Annotated in this window: 13 protein-coding genes and 1 pseudogene; 6 read left to right on the forward strand and 8 right to left on the reverse strand. The window is 68.2% G+C overall.

Annotated elements, in window-relative coordinates:
- Positions 1-41 precede the first annotated feature (41 nt).
- Positions 42-719, forward strand: coding sequence for a class I SAM-dependent methyltransferase (locus ABIB14_RS08745; RefSeq protein ID WP_354235485.1), 678 nt, complete (start codon positions 42-44; stop codon positions 717-719).
- Here ABIB14_RS08745 and ABIB14_RS08750 read toward each other — a convergent pair.
- Complete coding sequence (locus tag ABIB14_RS08750) at positions 716-1,627, reverse strand: LysR substrate-binding domain-containing protein (RefSeq protein WP_354235486.1); 912 nt, start codon at positions 1,625-1,627, stop codon at positions 716-718. The genes ABIB14_RS08745 and ABIB14_RS08750 overlap by 4 nt on opposite strands.
- Positions 1,628-1,732: 105 nt before the next feature.
- Here ABIB14_RS08750 and ABIB14_RS08755 point away from each other — a divergent pair, with 105 nt between their 5' ends.
- The 3 genes and pseudogenes from ABIB14_RS08755 to ABIB14_RS08765 form a co-directional block, all read left to right on the forward strand.
- Positions 1,733-2,929: a cytochrome P450 gene (locus ABIB14_RS08755; protein ID WP_354235487.1), complete on the forward strand. Its 1,197-nt coding sequence runs from the start codon at positions 1,733-1,735 to the stop codon at positions 2,927-2,929.
- 14 nt (positions 2,930-2,943) lie between these two features.
- Positions 2,944-3,270 (forward strand): 2Fe-2S iron-sulfur cluster-binding protein, encoded by a 327-nt coding sequence (locus ABIB14_RS08760; protein ID WP_354235488.1) that lies wholly within the window; start codon positions 2,944-2,946, stop codon positions 3,268-3,270.
- A 4-nt stretch (positions 3,271-3,274) separates the two neighbouring features.
- A pseudogene (locus tag ABIB14_RS08765) lies at positions 3,275-4,420 on the forward strand (NAD(P)/FAD-dependent oxidoreductase); the annotation flags it as partial.
- A gap of 52 nt (positions 4,421-4,472) precedes the next feature.
- On the opposite strand, the gene ABIB14_RS08770 reads toward ABIB14_RS08765, so the two are convergent.
- From ABIB14_RS08770 to ABIB14_RS08790, 5 genes are read right to left on the reverse strand one after another with little or no spacing between them, the layout of a single operon-like run.
- On the reverse strand, positions 4,473-5,093 hold the full coding sequence (locus tag ABIB14_RS08770) for a hypothetical protein (protein ID WP_354235489.1): 621 nt from the start codon (positions 5,091-5,093) through the stop codon (positions 4,473-4,475).
- Positions 5,094-5,149: 56 nt separating this feature from the next.
- Positions 5,150-5,926 carry an enoyl-CoA hydratase gene (locus ABIB14_RS08775; protein ID WP_354235490.1) on the reverse strand — a complete coding sequence of 259 codons (777 nt, stop codon included), beginning with the start codon at positions 5,924-5,926 and terminating at the stop codon, positions 5,150-5,152.
- Between the two features lie 11 nt (positions 5,927-5,937).
- Positions 5,938-6,885, reverse strand: coding sequence for a 3-hydroxyisobutyrate dehydrogenase (mmsB, locus tag ABIB14_RS08780; RefSeq protein WP_354235491.1), 948 nt, complete (start codon positions 6,883-6,885; stop codon positions 5,938-5,940).
- Positions 6,878-7,996 carry an enoyl-CoA hydratase/isomerase family protein gene (locus ABIB14_RS08785; RefSeq protein WP_354235492.1) on the reverse strand — a complete coding sequence of 373 codons (1,119 nt, stop codon included), beginning with the start codon at positions 7,994-7,996 and terminating at the stop codon, positions 6,878-6,880. Before ABIB14_RS08785 ends, mmsB begins: the two co-directional genes overlap by 8 nt.
- Positions 7,996-9,495, reverse strand: a complete 1,500-nt coding sequence (locus ABIB14_RS08790) for a CoA-acylating methylmalonate-semialdehyde dehydrogenase (protein WP_354235493.1) — start codon at positions 9,493-9,495, stop codon at positions 7,996-7,998. Before ABIB14_RS08790 ends, ABIB14_RS08785 begins: the two co-directional genes overlap by 1 nt.
- A 152-nt stretch (positions 9,496-9,647) precedes the next feature.
- On the opposite strand from ABIB14_RS08790, the gene ABIB14_RS08795 reads away from it, so the two are divergent.
- Together ABIB14_RS08795 and ABIB14_RS08800 are read left to right on the forward strand one after the other, a co-directional pair.
- Positions 9,648-10,454 (forward strand): exodeoxyribonuclease III, encoded by an 807-nt coding sequence (locus tag ABIB14_RS08795; RefSeq protein WP_354235494.1) that lies wholly within the window; start codon positions 9,648-9,650, stop codon positions 10,452-10,454.
- A 31-nt stretch (positions 10,455-10,485) separates the two neighbouring features.
- Positions 10,486-11,469 carry a DUF8083 family protein gene (locus ABIB14_RS08800; RefSeq protein WP_354235495.1) on the forward strand — a complete coding sequence of 328 codons (984 nt, stop codon included), beginning with the start codon at positions 10,486-10,488 and terminating at the stop codon, positions 11,467-11,469.
- A 32-nt stretch (positions 11,470-11,501) separates the two neighbouring features.
- Here the strand turns inward: ABIB14_RS08800 and ABIB14_RS08805 are convergent, their stop codons facing one another.
- Positions 11,502-12,599 carry a LacI family DNA-binding transcriptional regulator gene (locus ABIB14_RS08805; protein WP_354235496.1) on the reverse strand — a complete coding sequence of 366 codons (1,098 nt, stop codon included), beginning with the start codon at positions 12,597-12,599 and terminating at the stop codon, positions 11,502-11,504.
- A 117-nt stretch (positions 12,600-12,716) separates the two neighbouring features.
- A complete protein-coding gene (locus ABIB14_RS08810) occupies positions 12,717-12,971 on the reverse strand; it encodes a hypothetical protein (protein ID WP_354235497.1) in 255 nt (84 codons plus the stop codon).
- Position 12,972 lies beyond the last annotated feature (1 nt).

Consider the following 12,972-nt stretch of genomic DNA (forward strand, 5'->3'; position numbering starts at 1 on the left):
CCGCCGGATCCGGCCGCACGCCCTGCCCCAAGGAGAACCGGATGGAATTTGACGAAGCGTTCTGGGACGAACGGTACCGCCAGCACGGCGAACACCAAGCCCTGTGGAGCGGACAACCCAACGCCCAGCTGGTGACCGAAGCCGAAGACCTTGCGCCCGGTTCCGCTCTGGATGTCGGCGCCGGAGAAGGCGCAGATGCCGTCTGGCTGGCTCGCCACGGCTGGCGGGTCACGGCGGTAGACATCTCGTCCGTGGCCCTGGCGAGGGCGGCGGCCGCCGTCGACGACGACCCGGAAACTGCGGCCCGGATCAACTGGCTGCACCTGGACCTGATTGCCGCACAGCCCCCGGCAGGCCCTTTCGACCTCGTCTCGGCCCAGTACCTGCACCTGCCGGCGCCGCAGCGGGACGGGGTCTACCGCGGGATCGCCGCGTCGGTGGCCCCCGGCGGGACGCTGCTGATCGTGGGCCACCACCCCTCGGACCTGGAAACCAGCGTGCGCCGACCCTCGGATCCCGGGCTTCTGTTCACCGCCGAGCAGATCGCGGCGGAGCTCGCGCCGAATGACTGGGAGATCGTTGCGTGCACGTCCCGGCCGCGGATCACCAACGACGCCGACAGCGCCCCGGTCACCGTCCAGGATTCGGTGCTCCGGGCCCGGCGCAGGACTCCGGGCACCGGGCCGCTGCGAACTGCCCACCCGGAACACAACAGCTAGGGCTTACCGGCCCCCCACGGCAGGCCGGCGGCGTACTCCACCATCGCCTGGGCACGGTCCGTCAGGCGGACGGCCCGCGGCCAGATGATCTGGACGGACAGCGGCCTGACCGCCGGGGTCAGGGGCCTGGCCACCAGGGCGCGTCCCTCATACGTGGTATCGACGGCCGGATGCTGCACGAGCAGGGAATACCCCAGGCCCCGTCCCACCAGTGAGCGCGTGACTTCGAAGTCGGTGGTGCGGTAGCGGATATTCGGTTCCGCCCCTGCCCGCTCAAACAGGGAGAGGCTGTGGTGGCTGCTGGGCGGCGCATCGAGCAACACCATCGGTTCGGGAGCCAGGTCATGCAGCGAGACTTCGGTCCGGGCCGCCAACCGGTGTGCCGCCGGAAGCAGCGCGTAGGCGGACGTCTTGTACAGCTCCGCTGCGCCGAGGGCCGCAGGCAGAGCGGTGTCATAGACGACGGCCAGGTCCAGTTCGCCGTCGAACAGGCGCTCCAGGAGCCCGTTCTGCGTTCCCTCCACGGACTCGAGCTGCACCTTCGGGTGGGCTGCCGTGAACCCGTCCAGCAGCGGCGGCAGGACCGTCGGTGCCAGGGTTAGGTAGCAACCAATGACCAGCGGGCCCGCCAGTTCCGTGCCCCCGCTGGCTGCGCTGAGTTCCAGCTCTTCGGCATCGGTCAGCAACCGCACCGCGCGCCCATAGAGATGTTTCCCGGCGGGCGTCAAAGTCACCCCGTGGGCCTTGCGACGGACCATGAGCTGGACTTTGAAGATCCGCTCGAGCTCCGTCACCGCCGCGGACACCGCGCCCTGCGAGAGGTGAAGCTTCAGGGCCGCGGCCGAAATTGCGCCGGTGTCAGCGACGGCTACGAAGTGCGCCAGCTGCCGAAGGGTATAGCGCGCCATGCTATTCCTCAATACTTCTATGGATATTGGTGATTTTTATAAACTTTACCAATGGTTATGGGGTGTGACACCTTGAGGGGAATCCATCCCCGACAGGAGTCAACGATGACCCTCGATACAACAGTGACACGACCCGTCCCGGTGGCGGACTGGGTCACCATAGCCGGCCTCCACGAGGACCCGTTCCCCATTTACCGCAGGATGCGGGAAGAAGCCCCCGTGCACTGGGTCCCGGCAGTCGGCCGCTATATGGTGACCAGTTATGAGTCCTGCCACCTGATCGAAAACGACCAGGAAACATTCTCGGCCAACGAGACCGGCTCGCTGATGAAACGCGCCATGGGACACTCCATGCTGCGCAAGGACGACCCCGAGCACGACGTGGACCGCAAGTCCTATGGCGCCGTGCTGCGGCCCAAGGCCATCAAAGAAACATGGAACGGGATCTTCGAAAAGAACAGCGCGACTTTCCTTGGCCGGCTTAAGGCCGCAGGCCCGGGCGCCGATCTGATCAGCGAATACGCCGCGCCGTACGCCGCCGAAAATCTGCGGCTGATCATGGGCTTCCATAACGCCAGCCAGGAAGACATGCAGCGCTGGTCCCAGACCATGATCAACGGCACCGGCAACTACGCGGACGACCCGGACGTCTGGGCGGCCTCGAAGAAGTCCTACGACGAGGTCGACGACGCCATCGAGGAAGTCCTGCCCTACCTGCTCAAGAATCCGGACGGCAGCCTGCTGTCCGGTCTGGCCGCGATGCCGATTCCGCTGGAAGCCATCCGGGCCAACATGAAAATGACCATCGGCGGAGGCCTAAACGAGCCGCGCGACGTGATCGGCGTCGCGGCCTGGGCGCTGATGGAAAACCCGTCCCAGCTGGACCAGCTCAAAGCCGATCCGGCGCTATTCGCCGTCGCCTTCGAGGAAGCAGTCCGCTGGGTCGCCCCGATCGGCATGTACCCCCGCGAAACCACCAAAGAGACTGTCCTCGAAGGCTTCCAACTGCCGCAGGGGGCGCGGCTGGGCGTCGTCATCGGCGCCGCGAACCGGGACCCTGCGGTCTTCAACGACCCGGAATCCTTCGACATCAACCGCGAGAAGAAACCGCACCTGGCGTTCGGCGGCGGAAACCATTTTTGCGCCGGCACCTGGGTGGCCCGGGCATCGGTCGCCGGGGTGGCCCTTCCCCGGCTCTTCGGCGGCTTGCCGAACCTCCGTCTGGACCCCGCCCAGGCAGCCGTCGACGCCGGCTGGGTCTTCCGCGGCATGACGTCCCTTCCCGTTACCTGGGACCAGTAGAAAGAACCGAGACCATGACGAAAATCAGCTTCCACCACGCAGGCGGCGCCGTAGATGTCCTCGACGTGGACCCCGGCACCTCAATCATGCGGGCCGCCGTCACCAACGGAGTCGCAGGCATCGTCGGCGAGTGCGGCGGACAGGCCATGTGTGCCACCTGCCATATCTACGTGCGCCCGGAATACCTAAAGGAACTGCCCGCCATCAGCGACGACGAGGAAGAAATGCTGGACTGCACGGCCGATCCCCGGGACGATGCACGCAGCCGCCTCGGCTGCCAGGTCATCCTAGGCAACGGGCTCGAAGACCTCGAAGTTGATGTCCCCGGAAGCCAGGTCTGAGGCCATGGACAACGTAGTCATCGTCGGCAACGGCCATGCCGGCATCCAACTGGTCGACTCCCTGCGGACCGAGGGATACACCGGCCGGATCACCGTGATCGGCGAGGAAGCCCACTTCCCGTACCAGCGCCCGCCGCTGTCCAAGGATTACATGTCCGAAGCCAAGAACCCGCTGCCGCTCCCGCTGCGGGCGGAGCGGTTCTTTACCGGGAACGACTTCGACTCCCGTCTGGGCATCCGGGTCACCGCCATCGACCGCGGGCAGCGCACGGCAACGCTCGACGACGGAACCCGGCTGGGATACTCCAAGCTGGTCCTCGCCACCGGGGCCGCCAACCGGGAACTCAGCGTTCCCGGGAGCGGCTTAGCCGGTATCCACGGGCTGCGGACCCTCTCCGACGCCGAGGCTGTCCGCGCCCGCCTGGCCGCGGCGCGCTCCGTCGTCGTGATCGGCGCCGGATTCATCGGCCTGGAGTTCGCTGCGGCCGCGCGGCAGCGAGGCCTCGACGTGACGGTGCTCGAATTTTCGGACCGGCCGATGGGCCGTGCGCTGTCCCCGGCAATGTCAGGCTACTTCGCCGGAGCCCACGAGCGGATGGGCGTGCGGCTCCGCTTCGGTGAAGGCATTGCCTCCTTTGAGGGGCGGGACGGTCGAGTAAGCGCCGCCGTCAGCACTGCCGGTCACACCTACGCCGCCGACCTGGTCCTGGCGGGCATCGGCGTCGTACCCCGGACCGAACTGGCCGTGGCAGCCGGGCTGCCCGTCGAGAACGGAATCATCGTGGACGGCGCCCTGCGTACTCCGGACCCGGACGTCTTTGCGCTCGGGGACTGCGCCAGCTATCCGAACCGTCATGCCGGTGCCCGCACCCGCCTGGAATCCGTGCAGAACGCCACGGATCAGGCCCGGCACCTGGCCCGGTCCATCCTGGGAAGCCGCGAAGGCTATGCCGGGTTGCCCTGGTTCTGGTCCCAGCAGGGACCACTAAAGCTGCAGATTGCGGGCCTGAGCCTGCTCGCGGATGAGACGGTCCTACGCGGGGATCCGGCCACCGGCAAGTTCTCCATTTTCTGCTACCTGAACGGTGAGCTTGCCGCCGTCGAATCCGTCAACCACCCGGCGGACCATATGGCCGCCCGGCGGCTGCTGGGCCGGGGCTGTTCGATCACCCCGGCGGACGCGGCGGACCCCGACTTCGACTTCAAGGCCCATTCCCGGGAAGCTGCCGTGGCGTTGGCGGGACGCCGGGATCACTGCTCAGCCTCTCCCGCAGCCCCGCCGCCAGCCCGGCGATGGTCAGGAGGTCGAACAGGCCGCCGCCGATTTCCACGAGCCGACGGCGTTTGACTCCGGCGAGCCGGAGCCGGAGGTGTACACGGCTCCCGATCCCCGTTCCCGTTCCCGACAGCGCGCTACCGCCCGGCGCCGCCCGCAGCACGATCGCCCAACTGACGGCCAGCGCGCCGCGTTGCGAGCGGTGCACCAGCGCGCGTGGCGGATCGATGCTGGCGATTTCGAAGGTGGCCCCAGGGCCGCCCCAATCGGCAATCACGTCCCCGGCCCGGAGGTCCTGGAGTGCCGGATCGATGTGCCGGAGCGCACGGCGCCCGGCCGGGATCAACGCTTCGGCCCAGCGGGGCAGGTACCAGCCGGAGCGCTCCTTGCCCAGCTGGGCGATCCACGGCCAGACCATTTCGGGCGGCGCAGGAAGGTCGAAGCCGCGGTCCATCACCACGTCCGGCGCGGGGACCAACCCGTCGCCCGGTACGACGGCCCTGGCCTCTTCCGTGGACCGACCGACCCCCAGGAAACCCGTATTCATCGCCGCCTTCCTGCCGGAGCGGCACGTCACCGGGCTTGCCCGGCGATATTGCCGTCTTAGCGGTGGGTGAAGTCGGGCTGCCGCTTTTCGCTGAAGGCGGCCATGCCCTCCTTTTGGTCCTCGGTGGCGAAAAGTGAGTGGAATACGCGGCGTTCGAACAGCACGCCCTGCGCCAGACCGGTTTCGAAGGCGGCGTTGACCGCTTCCTTGGCCACCATGGCCACCGGCTTGGACTTCGCGGCGATCACTTCGGCGGCTTTAACGGCTTCTTCGACGACGTCGGCCGCCGGGACCACGCGGGACACCAACCCGGCGCGTTCGGCCTCCGCGGCGTCCATGAAACGGCCGGTCAGGATCATATCCATCGCTTTGGCCTTGCCCACCGCGCGGGTGAGGCGCTGCGAGCCGCCCATGCCCGGAAGTACGCCGAGGTTGATTTCGGGCTGGCCGAACTTGGCGTTGTCCCCCGCGATGATGAAGTCGCACATCATCGCGAGTTCGCAGCCGCCGCCGAGGGCGAAGCCGGAAACCGCCGCCACCACCGGAATGCGCAGCCGGGTGAAGTCTTCCCAGCCGCGGAACCAGTCGGCCGTGTACATCTCCATGTAGCCCTTGGACTGCATCTCCTTGATGTCCGCGCCGGCGGCGAAGGCCTTGGCGGATCCGGTCACGACCACGGCGCCAATGTCCGGGTCAGTGTCCATGGCGGTCACGGCGGCCACGAGTTCGTCCATGGTGGCCTTGTTCAGGGCGTTCAGCGCCTGGGGCCGGTTGAGCGTCACGAGGCCCACGCGGCCGCGGCGCTCCACCAGAATGTTTGTGTACTCGGTCATGCCTGTCCCCTCTACTGCTGGTCGGATTTGTCCCGGATGTCGGTGATGATTCCGGAGAAGTCCCGGCCGGCACCGCCTTCCGCGGCAAAGCTATCGTAAATTTCGGACGCGAGCGGTCCCAGCCGGGCGGCGACGCCGGTGCTTTCGAGCGCGTTGAGTGCCAGCTTCAAGTCCTTGGCCATCAGCGCCCCGGCGAAGCCCGGCTGGTAGTCGCGGTTGGCGGGGCTGGTGGGAACCGGTCCGGGCACGGGGCAATTGGTGGTCAGCGCCCAGCATTGCCCGGACGCGGCCGACGCGACGTCGAAGAGCGCCTGGTGTGTGAGGCCGAGCTTCTCGCCGAGCACGAAGGCCTCGCTGACGGCGATCATGGAGACGCCCAGGATCATGTTGTTGCAGATTTTCGCGGCCTGCCCGGCGCCGTGCCTGCCGCAGTAGACCACACGTTTGCCCATGACTTCCAGCATCGGTTTGACCGTCTCGAAGTCCTCGGCCGGCGCGCCGACCATGAAGGTCAGGGTTCCCGCTTCGGCCCCGACCACGCCGCCGGAGACCGGGGCGTCCACGGCCCGGTGCCCGGCGTCGACAGCCAGGACGGCGGCCTCGCGGGCCTCGTCGACGTTGATGGTGGAGCAGTCCAGGAACATGGTCCCCGGCCCCGCAATGGCCAGCAGCCCGGGCTGGTTGGGGTCGCCGCGGTACGCCTCCAGCAGGTGTCTTCCGCTGGGCAGCATGGTCAGCACGACGGCGGCCCCCGCGACAGCCTCGGCGGCGGTACCCGCAGTGGCGATCCCGTGGGCGCGGGCGGTTTCCAGCGCCGCCGGGACCACGTCATAGCCCGTCACGGTGTAACCGGCCTTGACCAGGTTGACGGCCATCGGGCCGCCCATGTGGCCCAGGCCCAAAAAAGCGATGGTCCCTGTTGCGGGCGTCAGGGTTTGAGGCGCGGCGGTCTCAGACATTGTTCTTCTCCCTGTTCGTCTGCGTGTTGGTCTGCGTGTGGGTCTCCTTCGGAGACAGCTGCAGTTCACGGTCGCCCAGCGGTGCGAAGTAGGCCTCGACGTCGTCGTTGCTGACCTGCGGGAGGCTGGCCGGCCGCCAATGCGGGGTGCGGTCTTTGTCCATCACCTGGGCGCGGATGCCCTCGCGGAAGTCGGGGCCGGCGAGGAACCGCAAGCCCACCCGGTACTCCTGTTCGAGGGCTTCGGCCAGGCGGAACCCGCGGACCCGGCGAAGCGAGGCCAGCGCCACCTTGACCGCGGTCGGGGACTTGGCCGCGATGGTGCCGGCGACGTCGACGGCCTGACCCCCCGCGGTCCGCAGCCGGCCCAGGATCTCCTCGGCGTCGTCGCTGGAGTAGCAGTCATCGATCCAGTCCTGCTGCGCGCTGAGGAGTGACGCCGGGGACGGTTCCGCGAACCGTGCGACGGCGGCGTCCACCGGCTCGCTTTCCAGTGCTGCGGCCAACTCCGCAAGCTGCGCGGACGCAACGAAGGTGTCCGCAAGGCCCAGGAAGATCGCGTCCGCCCCGGTAAGGTGCGCCCCGGTCAGGGCTGCGTGGGTGCCGGTCTCCCCGGGCGACCGGGATAGCAGCAGCGTCCCGCCGACGTCTGGTACAAACCCGATGGTGGTTTCGGGCATCCCCATCCGGGTCCGTTCGGTGACGATCCGGACGGAGCCGTGCGCGGAGATTCCCACCCCGCCGCCCAGGACCAGCCCGTCCATGAACGCCACGTACGGCTTGGGGTATCCGGAGATCAGCAGGTTCAGCCGGTACTCGACGGCCCAGAAGTCCGCGGTGGCGTCGCCGCCGTCGAGCACGTCCCGGTAGATGGCCACGATGTCGCCCCCGGCGCAGAGCCCGCGGTCCCCGGCGCCGCGCACCAGGACCGCGGAAACGGCGTCGTCGTCAGCCCAGAGCGTGAGCTGGTCCAGCATCGCCGCGGCCATGCCGGCGGTCAGCGCATTGACGGCCTTGGGCCGGTTCAGCGTGAGGACGCCGAGCCGGCCGCGGCGCTCAAACAGGACATCAGCACCCGGCTCAGGGGTCTCACGGGCCGCGTGGGCCGCCATCAGCTGCCTTCCGGCATGACGAAGCTGGCGCCCTGGCGGATGCCGGAGGGCCAGCGGGTGGTGACGGTCTTCGTCTTGGTGTAGAAACGGAAGGCGTCGGCGCCGTGCTGGTTGAGGTCGCCGAAGCCCGACGCCTTCCAGCCGCCGAACGTGTAGTAGGCGATCGGCACCGGGATCGGCACGTTGATGCCCACCATGCCCACCTGGACGCGGCTGGCGAAGTCGCGGGCGGCGTCGCCGTCGCGGGTGAAGATCGCCACGCCGTTGCCGAATTCGTTTTCGCTGCAGAGCCGGAGTGCCTCGTCGTAGTCCTCCGCGCGGAGCACGCTGAGCACCGGGCCGAAGATCTCTTCCTTATAGATCTTCATGTCCTTGGTGACGTTGTCGAAGAGGGTGGGGCCCACCCAGAAGCCGCCGTCGTAGCCCTCGACCCTGAGGCCGCGGCCATCGGTGAGAAGGCTGGCGCCTTCCTCGACGCCGGAGGCGATGTAGCCTTCGATCCGCTCCTTGGCGGCTGCCGCCACGACCGGACCGAAGTCCGAATCCTTGGCCAGGCTGTGGCCGACCTTCAGCCCGGCGATCCGCTCCTGCAGCTTCGCCACGAGCACATCGGCGGTCTGCCGGCCCACCGGAACCGCGACCGAGATGGCCATGCAGCGTTCACCGGCCGAACCGAAGCCGGCCCCGATCAGGGCATCCGCGGCCATGTCCAGGTCAGCGTCCGGCATGATCACCATATGGTTCTTGGCACCGCCGAAGCACTGGGCGCGCTTGCCGTGCGCGGCCGCGGTGGCGTAGATGTACTGCGCGATCGGAGTGGAGCCGACAAAACCTATCGCCTGGACCCGGGGGTCCTCCAGCAGCGCGTCCACGGCTTCCTTGTCGCCGTTGACCACATTGAACACCCCGTCCGGCAGGCCGGCCTCGGTGAACAGCTCGGCCAGGCGCAGCGGCACCGAGGGGTCACGCTCGGAGGGTTTAAGGATGAAGGAGTTACCGGCCGCCAGGGCGGGGCCGGACTTCCAGAGCGGGATCATGGCCGGGAAGTTGAATGGGGTGATGCCGGCCACGACGCCCAGGGGCTGGCGCATTGAGTGGACGTCGATGCCCGTTCCGGCGCTGTCGGAGAATTCGCCTTTGAGCAGGTGCGGGGCTCCGGCGGCGAATTCCACCACCTCGATGCCGCGTTGAATGTCGCCCTTGGCGTCGGGAAAGGTCTTACCGTGTTCGGAGGACAGCAGGGTGGCCAGTTCGTCCATGTTCTGGTTGACCAGGTCCACGAACTTGAGCAGGATCCGGCCGCGGCGCTGCGGGTTCATGGTGGCCCATTCGAGCTGGCCCTTTTCCGCGTTGGCGATGACGTTGCGGACTTCCTCGGCGCTGGCCAGCGGCAACCGGGCCTGCACCTCGCCGGTGCAGGGGTCGTAGACGTCGCTGAAACGCCCCGAGGTGCCCTCGACGTGCTGTCCGCCGACGTAATGGGAAAGCTCACGAACCATGATGGAATGCTCCTTTGCATGTGACCCAGATCATCTCTGCACCCGAATATACTCGGACTTCCTACTAATTTCCAGAGTCCCGGCCGCCGCGGGCGGCCCGCCGGTAGCCCCGGCCGCTCCGAGCCGGTGCCAAGTTCGGTAAGTTAGGAACTGTGAAGATTGCTACCTGGAATGTGAACTCGCTCCGTGCCCGTGCCGACCGCGTTGAGGCCTGGCTCCAGCGCACCGACTGTGATGTGCTGGCCATCCAGGAAACCAAATGCAAGGACGACAATTTCCCGTGGGAGCTGTTTGAGCGCATGGGGTACGAGGTCGCGCATTTCGGCCTGAGCCAGTGGAACGGCGTGGCCATCGCCTCGCGGGTGGGGCTCGACGACGTCGAACGCACCTTCATGGACCAGCCCGCCTTCGGAAAGAACGGTAAGGACGAGGTCCAGGAGGCCCGGGCGATCGGGGCCAGCTGCGGCGGGATCCGGGTCTGGAGCCTCTACGTGCCCAACGGCAGGGCGCTCGATGATGAGCACATGCCCTACAAGATCAACTGGCTCGACTCGCTCCGCGACCACGCCGAGGGCTGGGTCCAGGCGGACCCCGACGCCCAGATCGCGTTGATGGGCGACTGGAACATCGCCCCGCGGGACGAGGACGTATGGGACATCGACTACTTCCGCGCCGCAGGCCTGACCCACGTCAGCGAACCGGAACGCGTAGCCTTCCGCGCCTTCGAGGACGTCGGGTTCACAGACGTCGTCCGGCCCTACACGCCGGGCCCCGGCGTATACACCTACTGGGACTACACCCAGCTGCGCTTCCCGAAGAAGGAAGGGATGCGGATCGATTTCACCCTCGCCTCCCCCGCGCTGGCCGCCCGGGTGACAGGCGCAGCGATCGACCGCGAAGAACGGAAGGGCAAGGGCGCCTCGGACCACGCCCCCGTGATCGTGGAGCTGACCGACTGATGGACGCCCGCCGGGGAAGCGCAGGCCAGCCGTGACGGGGAGCCTCTACCGCGGCCAGGCAGGACTGCCGTTTTCCTCGACGCTGCGGGTCTACGAGCCACTGGAAGCCTTCCCCGCCGAGGAGCGGGAGGGCCTGCGGACCGCGGGCGCCCGCTCGGAGTCCCGGGCCGCGGTGGAGAACGCCGAGCTGCTCGCCTCACTGGGCCGGATCACCCGTCCCGGCGGGGATCCCTTCCCCACCGGGCAGACCGATCTGGTGCGCGTGCTGGCGGTCAGCGGTTCCGGCGGCGCCGGGAACGTCGGCACCGGGAACGTCGGCACCGGGAACGTCGGCACCGGGACCGTCGGCACCGGGACCGGGACCGACGGACCCCCAGGCGCGGAACCCCAGAGCGCCGACGGCGGCGAGGTGCTGCCGGCCAGGCTGCTGTACTGCCCCAGCCAGCTGGTGCTCCGGGCCGGGCTGGCCGCCAACGCCCTGATGGAAGGCATCCACGGTCCGCTGGCCCAGCTGTTGATCCCCGAGGAGCAACGCGACCGGCACCAGGAACGCATCGACCAGGTGAAAGCCCGGGAAGGGATCCGCCGCGTCCACACCCGCGCCTCCACGTGGGGGATCCCTTTCAGCTGGTTCTGCCTCCTCCAGGAATCCGACCCCACGGACGTGGTGGAGGCCGGCGGCCGGATCGTCACTGTGCGCATCCGGGCAACGATCGGCGCCGCCCTGAACCGGGTCAGGCACGCAGTCGCCCATCTGGCCATTGCGGCCCCGGACCTTGACATGCTGGAGGACCTGACCCAGCTCACCGAATGGCTGGAACTCTTCCACCAGGACTCGGTCGTGGAGCTCGACTACGGCGCGGTGGCGGACAAGGTCTACCCGGACGACTCCCCGCTGGACGTACGGCTGGGAATCGAATGCCTCGCCGAGGGCGACATGACCGGAGCGGCCGCCGCCTACCGGCGGCTGGCCTCCCGCTGGATCCCGATCCGGCAGCTGGCCCGAGCCTCCTGAGGCAGTGACGCCAGGACTGTGACGCCGGGAGCCTAGGTACGGCGCAACCGCTGCCCGGACACCGGCGCGAGCGGCTCCGCACGCCGCGGGGCCGCCGTCGTACGCCGCACGATTAGCCGGTGCGGGGCGATCACGGAACGCACCGCCCCGGCGATCCCGTCGAGTTCATCGAGCAGCATCTTGGTGCCCAGCTCGGCCTGCTCGTCCGGGCGCTGGCCGACCGTGGTGAGCCCCACGGCCGCGGCGAATTCGTGGTCGTCGATCCCCACCACCGAGAGCTCCTCCGGAATCCGGACGCCCGTGCGACGGGCCTCGAAAATGACGCCCATGGCCATCTCGTCCGACGCGCAGAAGATCGCCGTGGGCTTCGGACCGGGCTGGTCCCATAGCCGTTGGAACGCTTCCTGGCCGCTGCGGACCGTGAAGTCCCCCCATTGGTCCCACTCCGGCCTGACGTCCAGGGCGGCCCGGGCCATGACATCCTGGAACGCCTTGATCCGTACCCGCGGAACGTCGAAGTTCAGGTCCGTCTCGTCGTCGCCGTGCAGCAACGCGATGTCCCGGTGGCCCAGGTCGATGAGGTGGCGTACAGCAGTGGAGGCAGCGTCGTAGTCGTCAATTCCGATGTAGGCGCACCCCTCGACGTGGCCGCCGACGACGACCAGCGGGATGTCGATCTTGTGCAGGTGCTCCAGTTCCTCACGGGTCAAGGCCATACAGAGGACCAGGAGCGCGTCGATTTGCTTGTAGACCATGGTCTTGCTGAACAGCCGCTCGCGGCGGCTGCCGTGGCCGCCCAAATTGAACAGGGACAGGTTGTACTGGCGTCCGTGCAGTTCCCGGTCCGCGCCTTCGATGGCCTTGGAGAAGAACCAGCGGCTGACGAAGGGTGCCAGCACCCCGATGGTCCGGGTACGGCCGGTGGCCAGGCCCGATGCCGAGGACGAAGCCACGTAGCCGAGGTCCTCCGCGATTTCGAGGATCTTCTCCCTGGTGGCCGGCGACACCCGGGGCAGCCCGCGCACTGCCCGTGAGACGGTGGCGGTGGAGACGCCCGCGGCGGTCGCCACGTCTTCGATGCTGACGCCGGAATGGCCGCCGCGCTGCGCCCTGTCAGTTGTCCGTGCCACCGTGTCCCCTTGTCGGCCGTCCGCAGAAGCTCGGCCGGCGCGCCGCCCCCGCGGCGCCGATTAATCGTACTATCCGCCCGCCAGGGCGGCGCGCTTCGTGACGCGCCGGCGTCGCACTTAGCGCCGCCGGGCGGCCGTCCGCCCTGGCAAACGCCGGCGGAGTCGGAGCATTCCGTACAGTGCCAGCAGGGTCGCCAGCAGCCCGAGGGCCCAGCCGAGGGCCGGCTGGGCGGTCACCTCCATCCAGACGGTGACCGCCAGCAGGATCACTGCCCAGAAGCCGAGGAATCCGATGATGATGTCGAAGTCCTCGCCCGAGCGCACCCTGCGGTGCGTTCTGCGGATCTGGCCTTGGTTCTCTGCGGCTGCCATC

This window comes from Arthrobacter sp. UYEF3, assembly GCF_040546245.1.
Lineage (GTDB): Bacteria > Actinomycetota > Actinomycetes > Actinomycetales > Micrococcaceae > Arthrobacter.

Bases quoted from the DNA above. Each gene is read 5' to 3' on its own strand.
- ABIB14_RS08785 (WP_354235492.1), bottom strand. From the start codon at position 7,996: ATGGCGGCCCACGCGGCCCGTGAGACCCCTGAGCCGGGTGCTGATGTC.
- ABIB14_RS08745 (WP_354235485.1), top strand. From the start codon at position 42: ATGGAATTTGACGAAGCGTTCTGGGACGAACGGTACCGCCAGCACGGC.
- ABIB14_RS08770 (WP_354235489.1), bottom strand. From the start codon at position 5,093: ATGAATACGGGTTTCCTGGGGGTCGGTCGGTCCACGGAAGAGGCCAGG.
- ABIB14_RS08810 (WP_354235497.1), bottom strand. From the start codon at position 12,971: ATGGCAGCCGCAGAGAACCAAGGCCAGATCCGCAGAACGCACCGCAGG.
- ABIB14_RS08760 (WP_354235488.1), top strand. From the start codon at position 2,944: ATGACGAAAATCAGCTTCCACCACGCAGGCGGCGCCGTAGATGTCCTC.
- ABIB14_RS08790 (WP_354235493.1), bottom strand. From the start codon at position 9,495: ATGGTTCGTGAGCTTTCCCATTACGTCGGCGGACAGCACGTCGAGGGC.
- ABIB14_RS08750 (WP_354235486.1), bottom strand. From the start codon at position 1,627: ATGGCGCGCTATACCCTTCGGCAGCTGGCGCACTTCGTAGCCGTCGCT.
- ABIB14_RS08775 (WP_354235490.1), bottom strand. From the start codon at position 5,926: ATGACCGAGTACACAAACATTCTGGTGGAGCGCCGCGGCCGCGTGGGC.
- mmsB (WP_354235491.1), bottom strand. From the start codon at position 6,885: ATGTCTGAGACCGCCGCGCCTCAAACCCTGACGCCCGCAACAGGGACC.
- ABIB14_RS08755 (WP_354235487.1), top strand. From the start codon at position 1,733: ATGACCCTCGATACAACAGTGACACGACCCGTCCCGGTGGCGGACTGG.